We start from the raw sequence: 24,165 nt of genomic DNA on the forward strand, positions 1-24,165 counted from the left end.
TAAGTGTTCTGCCTTATCTTCTTCGGCAATCCCTTCTTTTTCAATCTTTTTATATTCTTCAATTTCTTTTTTGGCTTCTAAATCTTTACCGAATAAGTCTTTGGCATTTTCTCGCTAAGCTCCAAAATGGTATTCGTCAAAAATGATACAATCCCAAAAAGTAGCGTGTACCCATTCATTTTTAGATTTGATTCCACCTGTATTTTTATTTATAGTTTTTTCGCCTGTTTTGATTTGATGAATAGCTCTACGCAAATCGCTTAAGGTGCATTTAAACCATTCTCCGTTTTCGTTTAGTACTTTCCATTCTCTCAACAAACGGTGTACTTCGTGGTCGGTAAAAGAACTGCCATCACGCTTCATTGCCGATTCTTCAAATACAATTTTGTATGGAATAGTTGCTGTGCCTAACTGATCTTTGATTCGTGTTTGCGCATCACGGTCGGTAAAGCCAATTTTGAGTAAACCTTTGTGCGTAGACACAACCACCAACTCATAAGCATAAATGGTTGGATTAGTAGACGGGCGGGATGGAAAGAATGCTTTTTTTACTCATCCTTCTTCTTTTTGGATTTATCAATTCCTAACACAGCTTTAGCATTAAGTGGGCTCACCACTTTTTTACCCGTTTTCGATTCCAATTCTTTTAGTGCTACTTTGGCTACATTGCCGCCTTGTTTAGCTACTTTTTTACTTTCTTCAAAATCTTTTGGGTTGGTTGCCTGTGAAATATCTTTGGTTGAAGCTTCGGCAAGCATGTTTAAAATGAGTTCCGTATTGGTCATATTGTCTCGCAGGTTTTCCTTTTTTAAGCCTTTAAATACTTTGTATTCTTTGGTGCTTTTACCTGCCCAAGCCTTTGTGATAATATCAGTAAGTGTTGCAAATTGTTGCCCTTCTTTCAGTCCACGATTTTTCCATTCATCCGTGAGTTCTTTGCGAATTTCAATACTCTTAAGCCTTTGGTTTATCCAACTTTCAGAATAGCCCAATGTTAGGTACTGTTCCAAAGCTCGGTCTATACTCAATTCAGGGTCTTGCATTTCATCAAGCCGTTCACTTGCCACTTGTGCCAACCATAGTTTAAATGGCTCTGCTTTTGGGGAAGGTATAGATTGTATCAATCGGAAAAGCTGCTCAGTATCCGCTACATCAGTCATTCTCATTTTTCCATCAGCCGCTTGCATTTTCAACCCGTGACAATTCGTCACGGTTTCATTTCCTTCGGCTTTCAGCCGCTGTTTTAGTTTCCGCCAATAAGCACTTGGGTCAATACTTTCCGTAAGCACTGCAACCACATCAATAATGGAAATATACCACTTCTCCTGCCTGCCATCCCACACAGTGCGTACTTGTTTTTCTTCAAAGATTTGTATGGCTTCTCTTTTACTCATTTTTGATTAATTTGAATTGTAGTTTTGAGCAGAGCCTAAATACTAAGTAAACGGTCTCGGCATTCTTGGGCGTTGCCTTCTAAAATATCAACCCCATATATGCTAGAAACTGCCATTATAGAATAGCGTTCCCATTCTACTTGATTTTTACTATATCTACCGTTCACAACTGCTAATTTACGTCTTAAAACTTCTGCTAAAAAGTTGCCATTACCGCAAGCAGGTTCTAAGAAACGGGATTCAATTCTTTCTGTTTCGTGTTTCACAAAATTGAGCATAGCATTAACTTCACGTTGGTTAGTAAATACTTACCCGTGGTCAGTAACTCGCTTTTTGGATTTTACTTGTATAGTCAATTTATAAGATTATGTTTTTCTAATTAAGACATCCTAAATATAAGAAACAGTTATTAAAATGATAATATTTAAATTAATTTATGCTTATAAACAAACACTTATTATAACTATTAGAAATAACTAGATTGTTAAACATTTAAATTTAAAGCTTATACAATAATACATAACTTTTAATCTTTAAGTACTATCTTCTTTGATGAAAATATCTCCTCATCACCCAAAATTCAACCCTGTTAGTTCAACCTCACCCCTTTTCATAAAATAAAATCCCAACCCTATCTATATGCTGGCGGAGTTCTGAATTTTCTATTTTGGATAACAGACTAACATCAAAATGATAAGGTAAATATAAATCATCCAAAGCCCATTCTATTTGATGCTGAGTTTTTAAATCTAAAGATTGGCCATCCAAAACTAAATCAATATCTGAATATACTTGATGATTTCCTTTTGCTCTAGAACCATAAAGCCATACTTTTTCTACAGCTGGAAATGCAGAAAATACTTGGTAGATTTTAGCTAAATCTTTTTCTAATAAACCAATTTGATTTTTATAGTAAGTTTCCTTGTTGTCCACTTCTAATTTCTTCTATTTTTTCTTTAAAGCTTAGTAACAATGGATGATATTTTGTGATAATAGTTATAAATATCTCATTGGCAATAGCTTCATTGTAAGTATGTGAAGATTCATTTCTGCTTAATATCATGTCCATCCAAGTATGACCATCGGTGATAAGATTTACCTGGGCAGCATAACGTGTAGCATCTTTACTACCTCTTATTTCTGTCTGACCTTGATCTTTCGCAAAATCTTGCATCACTTTCCATGCTAATTCATGCGTAAACTTGAAACTCTGAATTAAACCTTGCTTAAAAATATCTTCTATACTTAAAACAATATCTTTATAAACTTCATCATTTTCAAAATTCAATTGATCGAATTGATTTTTAATGTAATGGATATTGTTACTAAGCTTTGCTAAAGCTCTGTTATAATTGTTGAAACGTTGTTGCCATCTTATGTCTTCCATAAACTTAACGTAAACTTATATTATTTGTAAGCCAATACAATAATACGTAACTTATTTACGATTTTATCCCACTTTCCTTTTTTAAATCATTCCATTCCCCCCTCACCCAAAATTCAACTCCGATTGGTAAAACACCTTACCTATGGGTACTTCTGGTACTGTTTCTTTTTTATCCGTAGCTTTTACGGCTACAGCCTTAGGTTTTAAGGCTGGCGAACTGCTATTTTTACCACGCTTTTTATTTATTTCTTTTAAAATTTCTTCTCACAACAAACCAAGACTGAAGGGAAAGGTTTCATCATGCTCACCAACAAGTCATGCTGACGATAGGAAGCAACCCAAAAGCAAGGTGAGCCACATGAAAGCTGTAAACTTTTATTGTGAGATGTTTTATTTTGTTACCATTGACGCTATTTATAAATGTTTAAAAATTAAGCATTCACCCACTGGCTTTCCGGCCTCTTGACCGGCCATGTCAAGGTACTTTTTTCCGCAAAAAGTACCCAAAAACTCTCCGCTGCGCCGCTTGCTTCTAAAGGTTCTACTAAGGCTAATCCTGTAGAAGCCGCAACCGCCAAGGCGGAATTGGGCGTAAACGGCCGTTAATGCTTGGGCAGGACTATCGAAATACTTAAACACGTCATTTCATATTGATTTATATGAAATGTATTAGACCTCAACAAGACTGAAGGAAAAGGTTTCATCACGCTCAACAACAAGTCATGCTGACGATAGGAAGCAACCCAAAAGAAAGGTGAGCCACATGAAGGCTGTAAACTTTTATTGAGAGATGTTTCACTTTGTTGAACAAGACTGAAGGGAAAGGCTCCCTTACTCTCACCAACAAGTCATGCTGACGATAGGAAGCAACCCAAAAGCAAGGTGAGCCACATGAAAGCTGTAAACTTTTATAGTGAGATTTTTCACTTTGTTCAATAAGACCTGAAAGGAAAGGTTTCATCATGCTCAACAACCAGTAATGCTGCATACAGGTAACACTGTATGAAGAGATAGCTTCACTGCATTCGTTATAAAAATAATAGTGGTAACTATTAAACTTCGTTCAGTTAAAATTTATAAAGAAGAAACCCCTATTCTCTGCCTTACCACTTCATACAAAATAATTCCAGCAGATACAGAAACGTTTAAACTTTCTATCTCCCCCATCATCGGGATTTTGGTTAGGTAATCAGAATTTCTGATTAAATCGAAAGAGATACCTTCATCTTCTGCTCCCATAATCACAGCTGTGGGTGCGGTATAATCGGGTTTATAAATGAAATCATCTGTTTTTTCGGTACAAGAGACTACTTGTAAGCCAGAATCTTTTAAAAACCTGGCAATGCTAAGCAAATTATCATGTCGGCAAATAGGTACTTTATACAAAGCTCCGGCTGATGTTTTAACCGCATCTGGATTAATTTGGGCCGAACCTTTTTTAGGAACCACTATGGCATGCACACCAGAACATTCTGCGGTGCGCACTATAGCACCAAAATTCCTGACATCAGTGATACCATCTAAAATAAGAATCAAAGGAACTTCACCATTTTCAAAAATAGTGGGGATAATGTCTTCAATTTTTTGATAAGTAATAGGCGAAATAAAAGCGATAGCGCCTTGATGGTTTTTTGCTGTAATTCGGTTTAATTTTTCTACAGGTACTTGTTGCGAAGGAATATCATATTCTCTTAAAATGGTCTTCAATTCAGACATCAAGCCGCCAGCTATACCTCTTTGCAAAAATAAAGACTCAATGTCTTTACCAGATTTTATAGCTTCAATAACTGCTCTAATACCAAAAATCATCTGATTAGATTCTTTTGGCTGTCTTTGAAAATTTCTATCCATAATTGTGGTAAAGATAGCGTTTTTTTACAGGCTCAAAGCGCTTCTATGAAGAAGTTGTTTTTAAGAACTAACAGTGTTACTTTTTATCAACAAGCCCATGTTGATATCTCAAAGGCGCTTTATTTTGTTTATCAACAGCTTATGAACATGTAGCTGTGGAATACTCATGGTAAATCTCTTACAATTTTGATGTTTTTAAATTTCTTATGCTAGCATAGTTAAGAACTCTTACTTATCATGCAGGAATTTTGTATATTTTTGTAGTTATGAGTTTAGAAGCCGAATCCAATAAATCTTCCCTATCGAAAGATAAAAGAAACAGGTTAAGTTCTATGGTTTCTGGTTTAGGTAAATTACCACCACAAGCTTTAGACCTTGAGGAAGCTGTTTTAGGAGCTTTAATGTTAGAGAAAGATGCGCTTTCTGCTGTTATCGATATTTTAAAACCTAATGTTTTTTATAAAGATGCGCATCAGAAAATATTTGAAGCCATACAAACTTTATTTACACAATCCTCACCTGTTGATATTTTAACTGTTACTGCTCAGCTTAGAAAACAAGGTGATATTGAAATGGTTGGTGGCGCCTATTATATTACAGAACTTACTAACCGCGTTGCATCCGCAGCTAATATCGAATATCACGCTCGTATCATCTCCCAGAAATTTATTCAAAGAGAGTTGATTAGAATTTCTACAGACATTATTAACCAGTCTTATGAAGATACCAGCGATGTTTTTGAACTTTTAGATTATGCCGAGAAAAACCTATTTGATATTGCTCAAAACAACCTGAGAAGAGATTCTCGTAAAATGGATGATATTGTTAAAGAATCTCTGAAAATTCTGGAATCTTTAAAAGATAAAGATGATTCTTTAACCGGTGTTCCTTCTGGTTTTACGGCTTTAGATAGAATGACTAACGGTTGGCAAAAATCTGATTTGGTGATTATAGCTGCTCGTCCGGCTATGGGTAAAACAGCTTTCGTTTTAAGTTGCGCCAGAAATGCTGCTGTACAATTTAATAAACCAGTTGTAGTTTTCTCTTTAGAGATGTCTTCTGTACAGTTAACCAATCGTTTAATTGCTGGTGAAGCAGAAATAGAGCAAGAAAAAATCAGAAAGGGAAATTTGTTAGATTGGGAATGGCATCAGCTAACTTCTAAAATTGGTAATTTGAGCGAGGCTCCTTTAATTATTGATGATACCCCAGCACTTAACGTTTTTGAGTTTAGAGCTAAATGTAGACGATTAAAATCTCAATACGATATCCAGATGATTATCATCGATTACTTGCAATTGATGCAGGGTAAAGCCGATGGTAAAGGTGGTGGTAACCGTGAGCAAGAGATTTCAAGTATTTCCAGGGCTTTAAAACAAGTAGCTAAAGAACTCAATGTTCCGGTAATTGCACTTTCGCAGTTAAGTAGAGCTGTAGAAAATCGTCCGGGAGGTTCTAAAAGACCTATGCTATCAGATTTACGTGAATCTGGTGCTATTGAGCAAGATGCGGATATGGTGTTATTCTTATACCGACCTGAATATTACGGTTTAGAACAAGATGAAAATGGTAACTCTACTGCTGGTGTTGGTGAGGTTATCATTGCTAAACATAGAAATGGCGAAACCGGAACCGTTCAACTTAGATTTATTGGTAAATATGTGAAATTTGCTGATTTAGATGATGGATTTGGAACGATGGGAAATAAAGATAGCAGTAATATAGATCCCTTCTCAGGAATTAGTCCTTCAACACAGTTTGAAAGCATCACCCTAAAACCTAAAAACTGGGATAATGATGAAGATCCTCCGTTTTAACTTAATAATAAAGGAATACAACCTAAAAGAACCCCAGCTAATATCAAGTATGGGGTTTTTATTTTAGTAAATTGTAACAATAAAAAGGTTGACAAAACAATCATTAAAGAGGTATAGCTTGTACCAATAGGAATAATTAAAAGGATAAAGGCAGCAACCATAAAACCTACGCCAACGGCGTTTATGCCTGATAAGGATTTTTTAATTCGGGTAATTTTTTTCAAATCATCCCAAAAGGGAACTATAAATAAAATCAGGATGATTCCTGGTAAATTGATGCCTAAAACAGCTATAAAAGCCCCCATCATTTGCCCTGTTATACCGTAACCATTGTTAGCTAATGTCATGGCCCCAAGAAAAGAAGTGAAAGAAAAAGTGGGTCCGGGTAAACCCTGCTGAATAGCAAAACCACTTAGAAATTCATTACTGGTTAAATAATGTTTCATCTCCACAAACTCGGTATACATTAAAGGAACAAGAACATTTCCACCTCCAAAAATTAGTATGCCGTTTCTGTAAAAGTTCTCAAATAACCTTACAGGTAAGCTAAAAGGCGATGTTCTGTTGATAGTAGCTCCTAATAAACCAAAGAAAAGTAATACCCCAATAAAGTAGATTACTTTTTTAATATTGATATTAGAAAAGAGCCTTACCCTCAATTCATTCTCTTCCTTTTTTGTTTCTGTGGCTGATGTAATGATCCCTCCTATCAAAATCATGATAGGAAAAGCGTAGGCATTTTTTAGGATAAGCGAACAAATAACAGCACCTATGGTTAAAGCGGCTGTAACTTTAGATTTGATGATTTTTTTACCAAAAGAATAAGCTGCAAAGGCAACTATCCCTAAAGCTATAGGTTGTATATATTGATTGATATTAACAAATGCTTGGCTTAAAGATAAATTCTTGTAGCTGATAGCCAGAAAACACATGATTCCGGCAGAAGGTAATGCCCAAATAAAAAATGTAAGAATAGCTAGATAGTATCCCCCTACTTTATAAGCTATCCCAATAAGGGTTTGGGTTGAGGCAGGCCCAGGTAAAATCTGAGAAAGAGAATACAGCTCTAACAATTCCTCTTCTGTGAGGTAAGCTCTTTTAAGTACAAATTCTTTTAAAAGGATAGCTATATGCGCTTGCGGGCCACCAAAAGAGGTGAGCATAAAACCTATTACATCTCTTAAAAAAATAATGTGTCTTTTTCTCAAAATATCAATCAAACAATTCGTCTTGTAAATTATTATACACGCCTAAAAGTTCGTTTAAAGCGTGTTGGTCTTTAATTTTTCTAGCTACCTGTATACCTTTCTCATAAGTTTTAAGCGCTTCTTCTTTTTGATTTAGACTTTCATAAAGCTTACCTAAATGATAGTAAGTTCCTACATAATCTTCGTGGTTGTTCACCAAATCAAGGTAAAACTTTAAAGCTAAATCTTCGTTATTTAGCCTAACATATTCTGTTGCCAATGCGTATTTTAGAAAGGGATCATTGGGCTCATTGTTAAAGAATTCTAATAATCGTTCTAATCTGTTTATTGGCATGATAGAATTTGGCTTAATTCATTAAATTTGTTTTAAGAGGTGATAAAACTACATATAGTTTTGAAATCATCATACGCTAAAAATATAAAATCAATTATCTACACCAAAATAAATAAGAAAGATGAAAATACTAGTTTGTATAAGTCATGTACCCGATACCACTACAAAAGTAACTTTTAGTGATAACGATACACAGTTTAACCAGAACGGGGTTCAATTTATTTTAAATCCTTATGATGAAATTGCTTTAGCCAGAGCTATAGAATTAACAGATAACGGTGCAGGAACCGTTACCGTTATACACGTTGGTGATGCTTCTACCGAACCCACCATCAGAAAAGCTTTAGCTATTGGTGCCCATGATGCAGTAAGGGTAAATGCCACGCCAAGCGATGCTTTTTTTGTAGCCACACAAATTGCTGCTTACGCTAAAGATCAAAATTTTGATTTAATCTTGGCAGGAAGAGAATCTATAGATTATAATGGTGCAAAAGTTCCAGCGATGCTAGCAGAGATACTAGATATTCCATCAGTATCTATCATTAAAAAATTAAGTGTTGAGGGCAATCAAGGTATTGTAGAGAGAGAAATTGAAGGCGGTAAAGAAGTATTAGCTATCCCCTTCCCTTTTGTAGCCGGTACAGCCGAAGGTGTTGCAGAATGGAAAATCCCTAACATGAGAGGTATCATGTCTGCCAGAACAAAACCTTTACAAGTTTTAGAGCCTGTTGAGGTACAAACTTCTTCTAAAATTGTAAAATTTGAGACACCAGCGCCTCGCGGACAAGTTACCTTGATTGATGCCTCAGAGCCGCAGAAATTGGTAGACTTACTACACGCAGAAGCTAAAGTTATTTAATCTATCCACTAAAAAAAATTAAGAAAAGATGTCAGTTCTAGTATATGTAGAAAATGCAGAAGGCAAATTCAAAAAATCAATTTTTGAAGCCGTATCTTATGCAAAAGCAATTGCAGACCAATTAAATACCAGCTTAACAGCTGTTTCTATAGGTAATGTTGCCCAAGATGAGTTACAAAAATTGGGTAATTATGGTGCTGCAAAAATTTTAAATGTAAATCAGGATGCTTTAAAAAGCTTTATCAACCAAGCTTATGCCTCGGTTATTGCTGAGGCAGCAGAAAAAACTGCTGCTTCTGTGGTGGTTTTATCTAATTCTTTCTCCGGAAAAGGCTTAGCCCCTCGTATAGCTGTAAAATTAAATGCGGGTTTGGTAGATGGTGCTATTTCTTTGCCAGAGCTAAACGATGGTAAGTTTATCGTTAAAAAAACAGCTTTCTCCAATAAAGCTTTCGCTTATGTAGAGCTTCATGCCGATAAAAAAGTTATTTCGCTAACTCCAAACTCCTATAAAATTGTAGAAACAGGAAGTCAGGCTGTTATAGAAGACTTTGCGGCTACAGTTAAACCAACAGACTTAACTGCTTTAATTAAGGATATTGTGAGAGCAACAGATAAAGTTTCTTTACCTGATGCCGAGTTGGTAGTTTCTGCCGGTAGAGGATTAAAAGGACCTGAAAATTGGGGTATGGTTGAAGAATTGGCTAATCTTTTAGGTGCTGCTACAGCTTGTTCTAAACCTGTTTCTGATGCGGATTGGAGACCACATTCTGAACACGTTGGACAAACTGGAATAGCTATTAGTCCTAATTTATATATAGCTATTGGTATTTCTGGAGCTATACAACACCTAGCCGGAGTATCATCATCAAAAGTTATTGTGGTGATTAACAAAGACCCAGAAGCACCATTTTTCAAAGTTGCAGATTATGGCATAGTTGGTGATGCTTTTGAAATTGTACCAAAATTGATTGAAGAGCTTAAATCTTTCAAAGCAAATAACTAGGTTTGTCTAATTAAATGAAAAAATTAAAATTAGATATCATAGGATTATCCTATAGTCAAACTCAATCCGGGGCTTATGCCCTGGTATTGGGCGAGGTTAATGGAAGAAGAAGACTACCCATCATTATAGGTGGATTTGAAGCTCAGGCTATTGCTATAGAAATTGAAAAAATGACCCCTAGTCGTCCGTTAACGCATGATTTATTCAAATCTTTTGCGGATGCTTATCATATCAATATTCAAGAAGTTATTATTTATAACCTGGTTGAAGGTATTTTTTACGCTAAACTTATCTGTAATGATGGTAAAAAAACTTTAGAAATTGATGCTAGAACGTCAGATGCAATCGCCCTAGCGGTAAGGTTTGAATGCCCCATTTATACTTATGAATTTATATTAGCATCGGCAGGAATTGTTATTGAAGGTAACGACTTTTTGTTTTTAGACAATATAGAACCCGTTGCAGAAGACGGTCCTTTAACCACTGTCACTAGCAGTTCTTCTAGTTCTGGCGATAAATTTTCTGGTTTTTCTAATGAAGAATTGCAAACTAAACTTCAGGAAGCTTTGGCCGAAGAAGCTTATGAAAAAGCAGCTAAAATTAGAGATGAATTAAATAAAAGAAAATCATCATAATTTTTTTATCTTCATTGCCACACTAATTAACTTTTATGAGTCCGATTCTGGAAAATGTTTTAAGGGGTTTGCTAGGCGTAGTGATTATCCTCTTCATTGCTATCGCATTTAGCAGCTCAAGAAAATCTATCAGCTGGAAAATTGTTTCTGCTGGCCTGCTCATCCAAATTATTTTTGCATTAGGGGTTTTAAAGGTTCCTTTTATAAGATCTTTTTTTGACTCTGTTGCCAGTGTTTTTGTGGTTATACTAGACTTCACAAAAGAAGGATCGCTTTTTTTATTCGGAGATTTAATAGGTAACACTAAAAGTTTTGGATACATCTTTGCTTTTCAGGTCTTACCAACAGTTATTTTTTTCTCTGCCTTAACTTCTCTACTTTATTATTTGGGCATTTTACAAAAAATAGTTTACGTTTTTGCTTGGGTGGTATCCAGATTTATGAAGCTCTCGGGAGCTGAAAGTTTAGCTTCTGCTGGTAATATTTTTCTGGGGCAAACAGAAGCTCCTTTATTGGTTAAGCCATATATAGAAAAAATGACAAAATCCGAATTGTTATGTCTGATGATTGGAGGCATGGCAACTATTGCAGGTGGGGTTTTGGCTGCTTATGTAGGCTTTTTAGGAGGAGAATCTAAAGAAGCGCAGCAAGAATTTGCAACACATTTATTATGCGCATCTGTTATGTCTTCTCCAGCTGCCATTCTAATTTCTAAAATATTATTACCTGAAAAAGAAGAGGTAAATAAAGATTTAAAAATATCGGATGAAAAGAACGGTTCTAATGTGTTAGAAGCTATAGCTATTGGTACCACAGATGGTTTAAAGCTTGCTGTAAATGTTGGCGCTATGTTATTGGTTTTTACTGCACTGATGGCCTTGCTTAACTATATTTGTTTTCATTTTATTGGTAGTTTTTTTAATATCAATGATATGATTAAAGCTAGCAGTGGTGGAAAATATGATGGTTTAAGTTTGCAATATATGCTAGGTTATATTTTCGCACCTTTAGCTTGGGTAATTGGTGTTGATAGCCAGAACATGACAAATGTTGGGCAGCTTTTAGGAGAAAAAACCATTTTAAATGAATTTTATGCTTACGCTTCTTTAGCTAAGTTAAAGGCTTCTGGTATCATGACAGATCCTAGATCTATCATCATTACTACTTATGCTTTATGTGGCTTTGCTAATTTCGCATCTATTGGTATTCAAATAGGTGGTATTGGTTCTTTAGCTCCCGGACAAAGAAGTAATTTGTCTAAACTAGGATTAAAAGCATTACTAGGTGGTACTTTAGCCTGTTTACTTACAGCAGCTATAGTAAGTATGATTATATAAAGAAACTTTAAAAGATATATCATCAATAGAGGTTGCCTTACAAACGATTTTGTAAAGTAGCCTCTTTTTTTATTCTGGAATGGAAATGACTATAGGCTTAAAACCTGTGTATTCTACATAAGAATCAAGACCACTTACTCCTACAATCTTATCTAAATTAAAAATTAGGGTTTTATTTTTCTCATCAATAAGCAATACATTAAAGTTATGAGCACCAGCTTTAACATCATCATGAGCATTACTTTTAAGTGCTAATGTTGATAATGGATTAAAACTGTTTCCAGTATTTTCATGATTATATAAAAACTGCTTGATGTGTAATGTAAAATCTTGAGGTCTTAACTGGTAAATATCAACATCTGGCGACGAACTGGCTATACTAGGGCTAATGTTAAACTCTATATAATGTCCTAATGCTCCCTCTCCTACCTCCTTGATTTTGATGATGATGTTTGTGCCATTGTTGTGTGCTTTTTCAACAGACAATATCTTAAAGCATTTTTTAACTGATGGAAAATTATTTGCGTATAAGGTTTGTGTGTTTCGCACCACTCTTTTTTCCAAGAAAAAATCTCCGTTACATACAAATTCTGGATCTTCTTCTTTACAGGATGATAAAAATATACTTAAAGCTGATATAAATATAAACTTAAATGTTTTTTTAAGATTAATATTTATCAATTGTTCCTTCATAGTTAAAGCAAAATTAATTAATTTTTTTAACTATCTAATTTTGACTCGGAACATTTTAATTACGGGTAAAGATGCTTTAATAAAAACGAGACTATACCCAATCCATCAATTGATGCTTTGGGTGAATGGAGTCGAAACTTTATTCCTATTAGATTACATTTCGACTCCTTGCCAACCGAACAGTTAGGTGTTCAATTTGACAAATAAGCTCTTTGACAATATCAATAAGTTATTTGCTTAAATCTGCAAAATGCTTAAAGAATAAAGGTATGGTTTCTATGCCTTTATAATAGTTATAAATATCATACTTCTCATTAGGAGAATGTAGGTTATCGCTATCTAAGCCAAATCCCATCAAAACGGTTTTAATATTTAATTCTTGCTCAAACAAAGCTACAATTGGGATACTACCTCCGCCCCTTGTTGGCACAGGTGCCTTACCAAAAGATTCTTCTATAGCTTTGAAAGCTGCTTTAAAGGCTACAGAATCAACCGGTGTAACGTAAGGCATACCACCATGGTGAGCCGTTACTTTTACCTTAACAGATTTTGGAGCAATACTTTCGAAATGATTTTTGAATAAATCTGATATTCTTTGCCAATCTTGACCAGGAACAAGTCGCATAGATATTTTAGCTTCAGCTTTAGAAGGTAAAACTGTTTTAGCACCTGGCCCTGTGTAACCACCCCAAATACCATTTACTTCTAGCGTTGGTCTGGTGCCTGTACGCTCTAAAGTGCTGTAACCTTTTTCTCCCCAAACATCATCAACAGCTAAATCTTTTTTGTATTCTTCTAAATCAAAAGGAGCTGCATTTAAAGCTTTCTTTTCATCATCAGATAATTCTATAACACCATCATAAAAACCGGGTATGGTAACATGATTGTTTTCATCGTGTAAAGAAGCAATCATTTGGCAAAGGATTGTTGCGGGGTTCGCAACAGCACCTCCATAAACACCAGAGTGTAAATCTCGGTTAGGTCCAACAACCTCAACCTCCATGTAGGCTAAACCTCTTAACCCTGTTTCCAGAGATGGGTTTTCCATGCTAATCATAGAAGTATCAGAAATAAGCACTACGTCGGCTTGTAATCTGGCTTTATTATCTTTTACAAATTGTCCTAAATTATCAGAACCTACTTCTTCCTCCCCTTCAATCATAAATTTGATATTGCAAGGAAGTTGTTGGGTGTTCATCATCGTTTCAAATGCTTTGATGTGCATATAAAACTGACCTTTATCATCGCAAGCGCCACGGGCATATATTTTACCGTCACGTACCGTTGGTTCAAAAGGAGGTGTTTCCCAAAGCTCTAAAGGGTCTGGAGGCTGAACATCATAATGCCCGTAAACTAGAACTGTAGGCAAACTGCTATCAATAAGCTTTTCGCCATAAACAATAGGATAACCTGTCGTAGGACAAACTTCTACCAAATCAGCACCAGCTTCAGCTAGTTTAGAAGCTACAAATTCAGCCGTTTTTAATACATCACCTTTGTATTTAGGGTCTGCACTTACTGATGGAAATCTTAATAATGCAAATAACTCCTCCAAAAAACGAGGTTTATGTTGCTCTATATATTCTTTTATCTCTTGCATAAAATTGCTTTTATGCAAATATAAGATTATCTGAATATGATGATTTGGAGATGTAAATTATAAAGGGAATTGTTACAAGATTTTGGCAATTCCCTTTATGGTATGGGGTATTATTCTCCGTAAGTAGTTGTAAGTTTTGTTGCTCCATGCATTATCATAGGCTTTTCTGCTTTGCTTTCTATCTTGATGTCATCTTTTTTGCATGAAGTTGCGAAAATCGTTAAAGACGCAACAAAAAGTAAGAATAATTTCTTCATAATTTCTATATTTAAATGTTAATAATATTTAAATATATATACTTGTGTTTAATACAAGAAATAAAATTTAACTTTTATAATATTTTATTATTTAATTAATTAATTGTTTTTATTTAAAAACAAATTATGTTTTTTTTTACTGTTGTAAAAAAAATTTAATTTTTATAGATACATTTACTTTTCAACTAATTGTACTTAATGAAATTTTATCAATTACTTCTTATACTGTTTTTCTTAAACTTTTGTTCTTTATTAAAAGTTAATGGAGCAAATATTAAAGATTCAGTAAAAGTCATTAAGTTTAATCAAGAAGCTTCATCACTAAAATTTACAAATCCTTTAGAAGGGATAAAAATTGCAAATAAAGCTTTTGAATTAGCAACCTTAATTAACTACAAAAAAGGAATAGCAGAATCTTATAGAATCAAAGGTTTAAATTATAGCTATTTATCAAATACAATTGATAGCACTAGCTTCTATTACTATAAAGCACTTGAAATATTTAAAAAAAATAATTTTAAAGAAGGTCACGCAAGATGCCTAAACAACTTAGGTAGTATGTTTTTAAATACTGACTATAAGAAATCTTTATTTTATTTTAAAAAATCATTGGAAATCGCTACCAAAATAGAATTAAAAGATTTAATAGCAGGGTGTAATTTGAATATTGGAACTCTTTATATTACAAAAAAGCAGTATAAAGATGCGGAACAATATTTAGTTAAAGGTATGATTTATTTTAAAAATCTTAATAATAAAATTGGCTTATCTTCTGCTTATCAAAATTTAGGCACAGTATCTTATTATTTGAATGATTATGATAAAACGATTGATTATGCAAAAGCAAGTTTAGCTATCTCAGAAAAGGAAAATTTAAAAAACATCTCATTAACATCTTACGAACTACTCGGGCATGCTTTTTTAAAATTAAATAAATTTTTAGAATGTGAACAAGTAGCTAAATATGGCTTAAGTGTATCAGAAAATCTCAATAATCAAAAAGCAAATTATGATTTCAAAATGTTATTATATGAATTAGAATCAACAAAACAAAACCATAAGCAAGCTTTAAAATACTTAAAAGAAGTTCACTCATTAGATAGCATAGAATATCAAAAAAATTTAGCGAATATTGTAAAGCTCAACGAGGAACAAATCAAAAATGCAGAAATTCAAAAACAATACGAGGTTGGCTTAGAACGCCAAAAAAACAACAGAATACTCTTTATGGCTGCTATCATCGTTTCTATTCTTTCTGCTATCATCATATTTATCCTCATTAGAAGTAAAAGAAAAACTGAAAAAAGTAATCAAGAACTTATAGCCTTAAATAAAGAAGTTATTCGACAGAAAGAAGATTTAGATAGGGTTAATCTTAAATTAGAAGAAATCATTGCCGAGCGTACCAAAGATCTACTCAGCAAAAATCAAAAACTTTCCGAATATTCTTACCACCTCTCCCATCAAGTACGTGGACCTGTTGCTACTTTAAAAGGTTTAATTATGCTTTCGCAGGATAATTTAATTGAGGAAAAGGAATGTATCGTACAAATGAAAAAATGCGTGGATGATATTGATGAACAAATTATGGATATCAATATTGCTTTGCATGACCCATCCAGACATGGTTTAAAAAATCCAAATCAAGATAGTGGAAATCTTTAGGCTATAACATGAAGATTATTTCCTAAGCATTCTTTAATTTAGCGTCTTGTTAAAAGGAGACGATTTGGATTATTTAAAAGGATTAAACACTTCACAAAGACAAGCTGTAGAACAAACACAAGGCCCAGTAATGATTGTTGCTGGTGCTGGTTCTGGTAAAACAAGGGTTATTACTTATCGTGTTGCACATTTAATATCAAAAGGTGTAGATCCGTTTCAGATATTGGTTCTTACTTTTACCAACAAAGCGGCAAAAGAGATGCGTGAGCGTATCATGAAAGTAGTGGGTGCCGAAGCTAAAAACATCTGGATGGGTACCTTCCACTCAGTATTTGCCAAAATACTTAGGGTTGAAGCGCATAAAATAGGCTATCCTAATAACTTTACCATTTATGATACCGATGATAGCAAAAGCTTAATCAAAGCTATCTTAAAAGAAATGAATCTTGATGATAAGCTTTACAACCCAAATTTTGTGTATGGAAGAATTTCTATGTGCAAAAACAATTTAATATCTGCCGCAGAATATAATCAGAACGAGCAAATACAAGCCGAAGATTTTTCTACTGGCAGAGGCATGTTGGGTAAAGTTTATGAAACCTATGCTGCCCGTTGCTTTAAAGCCGGAGCTATGGATTTTGACGACCTACTCTTTAAAACCAATGTATTGTTAAAAGAACATCCGGACGTTTTGCATAAATATCAACATAAGTTTAAATACTTAATGGTAGATGAGTATCAGGATACCAATTTTTCACAATACCTGATTGTAAAAAAACTAGCGGCTGTTAATTATAATTTATGTGTAGTTGGTGATGATGCCCAAAGCATTTATGGTTTTAGAGGTGCTAACATCCAAAATATTCTAAATTTCCAAAAAGATTATCCAGATGTTAAAATTTATAAGCTAGAGCAAAACTACCGCTCAACGCAAAATATTGTCAATGTTGCCAATAGCATCATTGCAAATAATAAAAATCAGTTAGATAAGAATGTTTTCTCTGAGAACGATATCGGTGATAAAATAAAAATAACCCGCTCTTTTTCTGATAATGAGGAAGGTAAAAGTGTTGCCGAATCTATTCTACAAGAAAGAAGCAATAACGCTTTAAACTGGAGCGATTTTGCCATTTTATACAGAACAAACGCTCAGTCTCGTTCTATGGAAGAGGCTTTAAGGAAGCTCAGCATTCCTTATAAAATTTATGGTGGTTTATCTTTCTATCAAAGAAAAGAGATTAAAGATTTGATAGCTTATTTCCGCTTAACTTTTAATCCAAGTGATGAAGAGGCATTTAAAAGAGTTATCAATTATCCGGCAAGGGGAATTGGAAAAACTACGATAGATAAAATTATTGTAGCTGCAGATCAGCAAAACCAAACCATGTTTGAAATTATTAGCGATGCTGCTCAACACCTTGATAATAGAGCAGCATTATCTGTGAGTAATTTTGCCACTACTATTAAAAGTTTTGCTGCAGTTGCAAAAAATAGTAGTGCCTATGATGCTGCTTTACATATCGCCCAGCATTCTGGTTTATTAAAAGATTTATATGATGATAAATCTGTAGAAGGCTTAAGCCGATATGAAAATATCCAGGAATTGTTGAATGGTATTAAAGAGTTTTCTGAGCGTGAGGATATTGAAGATAAAGGTCTGGATGTTTTTATGCAAGATATAGCATTACTTACCAATGATGATAACGATAAAGGAGACAATAAGGATACCGTTTCTTTAATGACCATCCACTCTTCTAAAGGCTTAGAGTTTCCTCAGGTTTATATCGTAGGCTTAGAAGAAAATCTTTTCCCTTCTCAAATGGCATTAAACTCTAGGGCAGATTTAGAAGAAGAGCGTCGCTTATTTTATGTTGCCATTACCCGGGCCGAAAAGAAATTGCATATCAGCTATGCAACTTCCAGATTTAAATTTGGTAGCTTAATTAATTGCGAGCCGTCTAGGTTTCTAGATGAGATAGATCCTAAATATCTGGAGTTAGATTTTGTTAAAAAAGCCCCAACAGGGAATCCGTTTTTTGAGAATGAACGGTCGCAATGGCAAAGTAAAACTACTTCTAGCAATAATAGTGGCGACCATTTTTCTAAGCCTAAACCGCCAGTAACAGGTAAAGTAAAAACCACTTCTTTATTAGCAAAAGCACATGTACCAACAGTAGGTTTTACACCAGATGATACTTCTAACCTACAGGTTGGAGAAGAAGTAGAACACGAGCGTTTTGGTTTTGGAAAAGTAATCCAAATAGAAGGTACCAAACCAGATATTAAAGCAACCATTTTCTTTAAGGAGATTGGGCAAAAACAACTGCTCTTAAAATTTGCGAAATTAAGAATTGTTAAAAATTAGTACAAAAGAGGAAAATAAAAAAACATTGCAATTTTATTTATTTTCTTAAATTGCGGCTTTTAGCTACATAATTAAAATTACTTACTGTTTTTTAACCTGCCTTATTAAATTATTTTGATTTTTACAATCTCATAATCAGACGGATAGGTTAATCATTACATTAAAAAACATTATCAGTATAGAAAGAAAGCTTACACCATTTAGCTTTAATAATTCAAAAATGAATAACACTGTTGAAAATAAATTTGATTACAATACTTCAAGAGATAAATTAATCTTGGCAGAGTATGGTAGAAATGTGCAGAATATGGTTGAATATATCTGCGAGTTACCAACCAAAGAAGAAAGAAATAAATACGCCCAAGTGGTGATAGATATGATGGGCTTTTTAAACCCACATTTAAGAGATGTTCCAGACTTTAAACACAAACTTTGGGATCACTTACATATCATTTCAGGTTTTAGGATAGATGTAGATTCGCCTTATCCTACTCCAACTAAAGAGGGTATCAATTTCAGACCAGAAGTTTTAAGCTATCCGCAAAACCGTATTAAGTTTAAGCATTACGGAAAAACCATTGAGCTTATGATCAAAAGAGCAAAGGAAATTACCGAGCCTGAGAAAAAACAGCACATGGTAAATTCTATCGCTAATTTTATGAAAATGGCTTATGTACTTTGGAATAAAGACCATGTTGCTGATGAACAAATCATTTCTGATTTAAATGATTTATCTGGTGGAGAGTTAGACTTAAGTCAGGTTGTTTTAAACCGCGTTGATGTTAAACAAAACACCCCATCAAGCAGTAACAATAATGGACGCTCTCAGAAAAACAACAACCAAAATAACAGAGGTGGTGGTGGCCAAAGACATAATAACAACCAAAATAACAACAACAAAAACCGCCCTAGAAATTTCCAAAACAATGGTGGCGGTAAAAGATCAAACTAATCAAAATCAAAAAACCAATTCTATATGATGAATGCATTTGAGATTCGTGGTGGTAAACCTTTAAAAGGCGAAATCATACCCCAGGGAGCAAAAAATGAAGCATTGCAAATTCTTTCTGCTGTTTTATTAACACCAGAAAAAGTTACCATAAGCAACATACCCGATATTAAAGATGTAAATAAGCTTATTGAGCTTTTGGGTGACCTAGGTGTTGAAGTTAACAGACTATCCAAAGATACCTACGAGTTTACAGCAGCCAATATCAACCTAGAGTTTTTTCAATCTCAAACTTTTAAAGCAAAAGGTGGCAGCTTAAGAGGTTCTATTATGATTGTAGGTCCGCTTTTAGCCCGTTTTGGTAAAGCCGCGATTCCTAAACCAGGTGGAGACAAAATTGGCAGACGACGTTTGGATACGCACTTTTTAGGTTTCGAAAAATTAGGTGCTAAATTTATTTATAATGCAGAAACCAATTTCTTTAATGTTGATGCAACAGAATTAAAAGGAACTTTCATTTTATTGGATGAAGCATCTGTAACCGGAACAGCCAATATTGTGATGGCGGCAGTTTTAGCAAAAGGAACTACTACCATTTATAATGCAGCTTGCGAGCCTTATTTACAACAACTTTGTAAAATGCTTAATCGCATGGGTGCGAAAATTACGGGTATTGGCTCTAATTTATTAACCATAGAAGGTGTAGAAGCTTTAGGCGGTACAGAACACCGTTTATTGCCAGATATGATAGAAATTGGCTCTTTTATTGGTCTAGCTGCCATGACAGCGTCTGAAATTACTATCAAAAATGTTTGCTACCAAGAGTTAGGTATCATTCCTGATGTTTTCAAAAGGTTAGGTATCAAAATGGAACTACGTGGTGATGATATTTTTATACCGGCTCAAGAAAGTTACGAAATAGATACATTTATTGATGGTTCTATTTTAACCGTTGCTGATGCCCCTTGGCCAGGCTTTACACCAGATTTACTTTCTATCGTTTTGGTAGTGGCTACACAAGCCAAAGGCTCGGTATTGATTCACCAGAAAATGTTCGAGAGTCGTTTATTCTTTGTAGATAAATTGATAGACATGGGTGCACAAATTATTTTATGCGACCCACACCGAGCGACTGTTATTGGTTTAGATAAGAAATATCAGTTAAAAGGTATAGAAATGACTTCACCTGATATTAGAGCTGGTGTTTCTTTATTAATTGCAGCACTTTCTGCATCAGGAAGATCTACCATTTATAATATTGAACAAATAGAAAGAGGTTATCAAGATATTGATACCCGATTAAGAGCACTCGGTGCTGATATCAGAAGAATTTAAATTTGAAACTCTCCTTTTTAGGAGAGTTTTTTGTTTATAAGTCTTGAAAGTAGATAGTACAGAGTAGAAAGTAGAAAGACTATCTTGCGCTCGTTTGCAACCTACCGTGTACCCATAAAAGTATAAAGTACGGAGTATAAAGTATAAAGAGCCTAAAGAGCAGATATTTAGGAACTTCCAATAATATTAAACCAAACTTTCCGAAGAACGAAAGACGGCCTATGAAGATTTGGCAGGAAAGACCCATAAATCTTTTGCATAAACTTTCATTATGCACTGGCGAGAAACAATCCGACGGGTGTTGTAGTAGCTTTCAATATACAAAAACCTTCACACCACTCAGGATTGTGGATAAAGATTTATTTAGACGAAACAACAAATCTTCATCAGCCTTGAATTTTGGGGCACTTTTTTTTTCAAGAAAAAAGTGCCTAGGGTTGGCCGCCCATGAGGCCGGAAAGCCTTGTGCTCCGAGCCCATTAATTCAAATATCTTTAATGAGAATAATTATCCGCCTCTATCGCCGGCGGGGCTCGTTCCTTTTGCGGGACCAAAAGGAACCAAAAGTCCTGATCAATCCCACAGGAGCCTTTGTCGCACATCCCTTACCCACACTCAAAAACAGGGAGCGCTTATTTTTGCTCGTTTATGCTTATTGAAAGTTAGTAAAAACTCGAACACAAAACCGCATGCGCTATAGGCTTTATTTAAGTAAAAAGTCAAAAGTATAAAGTAAAAAGACCTAAATGCTGGCTATTTAAAACATTTTAAAAGTATAAAGTACGGAGTATAAAGTATAAAGACCCTAAAGAGCAGATATTTAGGAGCTGCCTTTAATATAAAACTCATTTTCCCGAAGAACGAAAGACGGCCTATGAAGATTTGGAAGTGTAGGCAAATAAATCTTTTGCAAAAACTTTCATTATGCACTGGCGGGAAACAATCCGACGGGTGTTGTAGAAACCTTCATCAAGTAAAACCATTCACACCACTCAGGATTGTAGTTAAAGATTTATTTAGACGAAACAACAAATATTCATCAGCCTTGATTTTTTGTTTACTTTTTTATCAAGAAAAAAGTAAATAGGGTTGGACGCCCATGAGGCCGGAAAGCCTTGTGCGAAAATGCCATTACAAGAAAGGAAAGAAGCTGCAACCCGACTAGAGCAAAACACTTAATTTTAAACCCTAATAAATACTTCAATGGTAGATTTTTTGAAATATCACACACTTAATGATGTTGATTAATGAAATTTTCATGAAAATCTAAAAATTCTTTAAAACTTAATCCTCATTTTAAGCTTTTAAGACTATATTTAAAACAAACACATCACATTATGTCTAATCATAAAGAAAATAACATCAAACATGTTCTTGCACAGCTTATCACTGATATTTTTGAAAAAAACGGTAATAAGCCTCTCAATTATAAACAAGTAGCGGCTAAACTAAATATCAGTGATCCAGAATCAAAAAAAACTATATACGACGTTCTTAAAGATGTTACTAAAGAAGGTTTGTTTATAGAAAAAGAGAAAGGCAAATATCAATTACATGAGATAGAAACTTTTGTAACTGGAAAAATTGATATGGCTAATGATGGCTCTGCATTTTTAATCCCTGATGATACCTTTGAAAATGATATTTATATAGCTCCACGTAAGTTAAGAACTGCTTTACATGGCGATATTGTAAAACTATATGTTTACGCCAGCAAAAAAGGCAAGCGTAAAGAAGGTGAAGTGGTAGAAATCATCACCAGAGCCAAATTAGAATTTACAGGTTTGGTAAAAGTATCTCAGCATTTTGCGTTTTTTATTCCTGATGATAGAAAAATGCTTCATGATATTTTTATCCCTTTAGAGGATTTAAATGGCGCCAGAAACGGTGTAAAAGCTTTAGCAAGAATTGTTGATTGGCCTGATGGCGCTAAAAACCCAGTAGGCATTATCAAAAGTATTTTGGGAAAACAAGGTGAGAATGACACCGAAATGAACGCCATTCTAGCAGAATATGGCTTCCCATTGGCTTTTCCTGAAGTGGTAGAAAAAGAAGCTAATGCTATATCAGACCAGATTTCTAAAGAAGAGATAGCTAAAAGAAGAGATTTTAGAAAAATCACCACCTTTACCATAGACCCTTTTGATGCGAAAGATTTTGATGATGCTATCTCTTTCCGACAATTAGAAAATGGAAACTATGAGGTAGGTGTTCATATTGCCGATGTTTCTCATTATGTCATACCAGAAACAGAATTAGATAAAGAAGCTTTTGATAGAGGAACTTCTGTTTATTTGGTAGACAGGGTGATACCAATGTTGCCAGAGCGTTTATCAAATGGTTTATGTTCTTTACGACCAAAAGAAGAAAAGCTATGTTTTTCTGCTGTTTTCGAATTAGATACTGAAGCAAATATCCAGAACGAATGGTTTGGCAGAACAGTCATTTACTCAGACAGACGTTTTGCTTATGAAGAAGTACAAGAAATTATCGAGCAAAAAACAGGTGATTTTGTTGATGAGATATTAATTTTAAATGATTTAGCTTACAAACTTAGAGACCGTAAGTTTAAACATGGTGCTATCAGTTTTGAATCTACCGAAGTTAAATTTAAACTTGATGATAAAGGCAAGCCTACTGGTGTTTATATCAAAGAACGTAAAGATGCGCATAAACTTATCGAAGATTTTATGTTGCTAGCCAACAGAAGAGTTGCCGAGTTTATCGCTAAAAAAGGAAAAGGAAAAAACAAATTAACCTTTGTTTACCGGGCACATGATTCGCCAAAACCAGAAAGCTTAGCCAATTTCTCTCAGTTTGCTTTAAAATTTGGGCATAAAATCTCTACCAAATCAGACCGAGATACAGCCAGGTCCTTAAACAAATTAATGGCAGATATTGAAGGTAAAAAAGAACAAAACGTATTAACTCAATTAGCCATACGTTCTATGGCGAAAGCTATTTACACCACCAAAAGTAGCAGTCATTATGGTTTAGCTTTTGATTTTTATACGCACTTCACCTCTCCTATTCGTCGTTACCCCGACGTAATGTCGCACCGTTTACTACAACATTATTTAGACGGTGGTGCCAATGCCAGTGCAGAACATTACGAAAAACTTTGTCAGCATGCTTCCCAAATGGAGAAAAAAGCTGCCGATGCAGAAAGAGCTTCTATCAAATATAAACAAGCAGAATTTTTGCAAGATAACATCGGGCAAACCTATTTGGGGATAGTTTCTGGTGTAACTGAGTGGGGAATGTATGTGGAAATTGAAGAGAATAAATGCGAGGGAATGATTAGACTGAGAGATATTTCTGATGATTTCTATACCTTAGACGAGAAAAATTATTGTATTATTGGGCAAAGAAAAAAGAAAATCTATCAGTTGGGTGATGAAGTGAGTATCAGAGTGAAAAGAGTAGATTTAAGCAAGAGACAAATAGACTTTACGTTAATTTCCTAATCCATT

Annotated in this window: 22 protein-coding genes; 11 read left to right on the plus strand and 11 right to left on the minus strand. The window is 34.5% G+C overall.

Annotated features, from left to right (window positions below; genetic code table 11):
* Nucleotides 1-114: 114 nt before the first annotated feature.
* The 5 genes from H510_RS20430 to H510_RS0113805 form a co-directional block, all read right to left on the minus strand.
* Nucleotides 115-483 carry a GIY-YIG nuclease family protein gene (locus H510_RS20430; protein ID WP_211226583.1) on the minus strand — a complete coding sequence of 123 codons (369 nt, stop codon included), beginning with the start codon at nt 481-483 and terminating at the stop codon, nt 115-117.
* Between the two features lie 65 nt (nt 484-548).
* A complete protein-coding gene (locus H510_RS0113790; protein WP_026904858.1) occupies nt 549-1,394 on the minus strand; it encodes a BRO-N domain-containing protein in 846 nt (281 codons plus the stop codon).
* A gap of 35 nt (nt 1,395-1,429) precedes the next feature.
* Nucleotides 1,430-1,660: a hypothetical protein gene (locus H510_RS18960; protein ID WP_211226584.1), complete on the minus strand. Its 231-nt coding sequence runs from the start codon at nt 1,658-1,660 to the stop codon at nt 1,430-1,432.
* Nucleotides 1,661-1,994: 334 nt separating this feature from the next.
* Nucleotides 1,995-2,327, minus strand: a complete 333-nt coding sequence (locus tag H510_RS0113800; protein ID WP_081659287.1) for a nucleotidyltransferase domain-containing protein — start codon at nt 2,325-2,327, stop codon at nt 1,995-1,997.
* A complete protein-coding gene (locus tag H510_RS0113805) occupies nt 2,302-2,781 on the minus strand; it encodes a nucleotidyltransferase substrate binding protein (protein WP_026904860.1) in 480 nt (159 codons plus the stop codon). Before H510_RS0113805 ends, H510_RS0113800 begins: the two co-directional genes overlap by 26 nt.
* A 142-nt stretch (nt 2,782-2,923) precedes the next feature.
* On the opposite strand from H510_RS0113805, the gene H510_RS0113810 reads away from it, so the two are divergent.
* Complete coding sequence (locus H510_RS0113810) at nt 2,924-3,247, plus strand: hypothetical protein (protein WP_026904861.1); 324 nt, start codon at nt 2,924-2,926, stop codon at nt 3,245-3,247.
* A gap of 608 nt (nt 3,248-3,855) precedes the next feature.
* On the opposite strand, the gene rlmB is transcribed toward H510_RS0113810, so the two are convergent.
* On the minus strand, nt 3,856-4,632 hold the full coding sequence (rlmB, locus tag H510_RS0113820; protein ID WP_036692950.1) for a 23S rRNA (guanosine(2251)-2'-O)-methyltransferase RlmB: 777 nt from the start codon (nt 4,630-4,632) through the stop codon (nt 3,856-3,858).
* 266 nt (nt 4,633-4,898) lie between these two features.
* On the opposite strand from rlmB, the gene dnaB reads away from it, so the two are divergent.
* The gene (dnaB, locus tag H510_RS0113830) at nt 4,899-6,449 is read left to right on the plus strand and encodes a replicative DNA helicase (protein ID WP_026904863.1); all 1,551 of its coding nucleotides are present in this window, start codon (nt 4,899-4,901) and stop codon (nt 6,447-6,449) included.
* On the opposite strand, the gene chrA is transcribed toward dnaB, so the two are convergent.
* Nucleotides 6,446-7,657, minus strand: a complete 1,212-nt coding sequence (gene chrA / locus H510_RS0113835) for a chromate efflux transporter (RefSeq protein WP_036692997.1) — start codon at nt 7,655-7,657, stop codon at nt 6,446-6,448. The two genes, dnaB and chrA, sit on opposite strands and share 4 nt — an antisense overlap.
* Nucleotides 7,658-7,661: 4 nt before the next feature.
* Nucleotides 7,662-7,991: a tetratricopeptide repeat protein gene (locus H510_RS0113840; protein WP_026904865.1), complete on the minus strand. Its 330-nt coding sequence runs from the start codon at nt 7,989-7,991 to the stop codon at nt 7,662-7,664.
* Nucleotides 7,992-8,112: 121 nt separating this feature from the next.
* On the opposite strand from H510_RS0113840, the gene H510_RS0113845 reads away from it, so the two are divergent.
* The 4 genes from H510_RS0113845 to H510_RS0113860 are packed head-to-tail and all read left to right on the plus strand — an operon-like array spanning nt 8,113 to nt 11,828.
* A complete protein-coding gene (locus H510_RS0113845; RefSeq protein WP_026904866.1) occupies nt 8,113-8,850 on the plus strand; it encodes an electron transfer flavoprotein subunit beta/FixA family protein in 738 nt (245 codons plus the stop codon).
* Nucleotides 8,851-8,878: 28 nt separating this feature from the next.
* Complete coding sequence (locus tag H510_RS0113850; RefSeq protein WP_026904867.1) at nt 8,879-9,856, plus strand: electron transfer flavoprotein subunit alpha/FixB family protein; 978 nt, start codon at nt 8,879-8,881, stop codon at nt 9,854-9,856.
* A gap of 14 nt (nt 9,857-9,870) precedes the next feature.
* Nucleotides 9,871-10,491, plus strand: coding sequence for a bifunctional nuclease family protein (locus H510_RS0113855; protein ID WP_026904868.1), 621 nt, complete (start codon nt 9,871-9,873; stop codon nt 10,489-10,491).
* Nucleotides 10,492-10,526: 35 nt separating this feature from the next.
* The gene (locus H510_RS0113860) at nt 10,527-11,828 is read left to right on the plus strand and encodes a NupC/NupG family nucleoside CNT transporter (protein WP_026904869.1); all 1,302 of its coding nucleotides are present in this window, start codon (nt 10,527-10,529) and stop codon (nt 11,826-11,828) included.
* A gap of 69 nt (nt 11,829-11,897) precedes the next feature.
* Here the strand turns inward: H510_RS0113860 and H510_RS0113865 are convergent, their stop codons facing one another.
* The 3 genes from H510_RS0113865 to H510_RS20155 all read right to left on the minus strand — a co-directional run bounded on the left by H510_RS0113865 (nt 11,898) and on the right by H510_RS20155 (nt 14,378).
* Entirely contained in the window at nt 11,898-12,521 is a 624-nt protein-coding gene (locus H510_RS0113865) for a hypothetical protein (RefSeq protein WP_026904870.1), read from the minus strand.
* 229 nt (nt 12,522-12,750) lie between these two features.
* Nucleotides 12,751-14,121: a dipeptidase gene (locus H510_RS0113870; protein WP_026904871.1), complete on the minus strand. Its 1,371-nt coding sequence runs from the start codon at nt 14,119-14,121 to the stop codon at nt 12,751-12,753.
* A 110-nt stretch (nt 14,122-14,231) separates the two neighbouring features.
* A complete protein-coding gene (locus H510_RS20155; protein ID WP_155977979.1) occupies nt 14,232-14,378 on the minus strand; it encodes a hypothetical protein in 147 nt (48 codons plus the stop codon).
* 198 nt (nt 14,379-14,576) lie between these two features.
* Here H510_RS20155 and H510_RS0113880 point away from each other — a divergent pair, with 198 nt between their 5' ends.
* The 5 genes from H510_RS0113880 (at nt 14,577) to rnr (ending at nt 24,159) form a co-directional block, all read left to right on the plus strand.
* Nucleotides 14,577-16,043 carry a tetratricopeptide repeat protein gene (locus tag H510_RS0113880; protein ID WP_026904872.1) on the plus strand — a complete coding sequence of 489 codons (1,467 nt, stop codon included), beginning with the start codon at nt 14,577-14,579 and terminating at the stop codon, nt 16,041-16,043.
* A 64-nt stretch (nt 16,044-16,107) separates the two neighbouring features.
* Nucleotides 16,108-18,408 carry an ATP-dependent helicase gene (locus H510_RS0113885; protein WP_026904873.1) on the plus strand — a complete coding sequence of 767 codons (2,301 nt, stop codon included), beginning with the start codon at nt 16,108-16,110 and terminating at the stop codon, nt 18,406-18,408.
* 220 nt (nt 18,409-18,628) lie between these two features.
* A complete protein-coding gene (locus H510_RS0113890; RefSeq protein ID WP_026904874.1) occupies nt 18,629-19,360 on the plus strand; it encodes a DUF4290 domain-containing protein in 732 nt (243 codons plus the stop codon).
* Between the two features lie 27 nt (nt 19,361-19,387).
* Complete coding sequence (gene murA / locus H510_RS0113895) at nt 19,388-20,692, plus strand: UDP-N-acetylglucosamine 1-carboxyvinyltransferase (RefSeq protein WP_026904875.1); 1,305 nt, start codon at nt 19,388-19,390, stop codon at nt 20,690-20,692.
* A 1,337-nt stretch (nt 20,693-22,029) separates the two neighbouring features.
* Complete coding sequence (rnr, locus tag H510_RS0113900) at nt 22,030-24,159, plus strand: ribonuclease R (protein WP_026904876.1); 2,130 nt, start codon at nt 22,030-22,032, stop codon at nt 24,157-24,159.
* Nucleotides 24,160-24,165 lie beyond the last annotated feature (6 nt).

It is taken from the genome of Pedobacter glucosidilyticus DSM 23534 (assembly GCF_000425145.1).
GTDB lineage: Bacteria > Bacteroidota > Bacteroidia > Sphingobacteriales > Sphingobacteriaceae > Pseudopedobacter > Pseudopedobacter glucosidilyticus.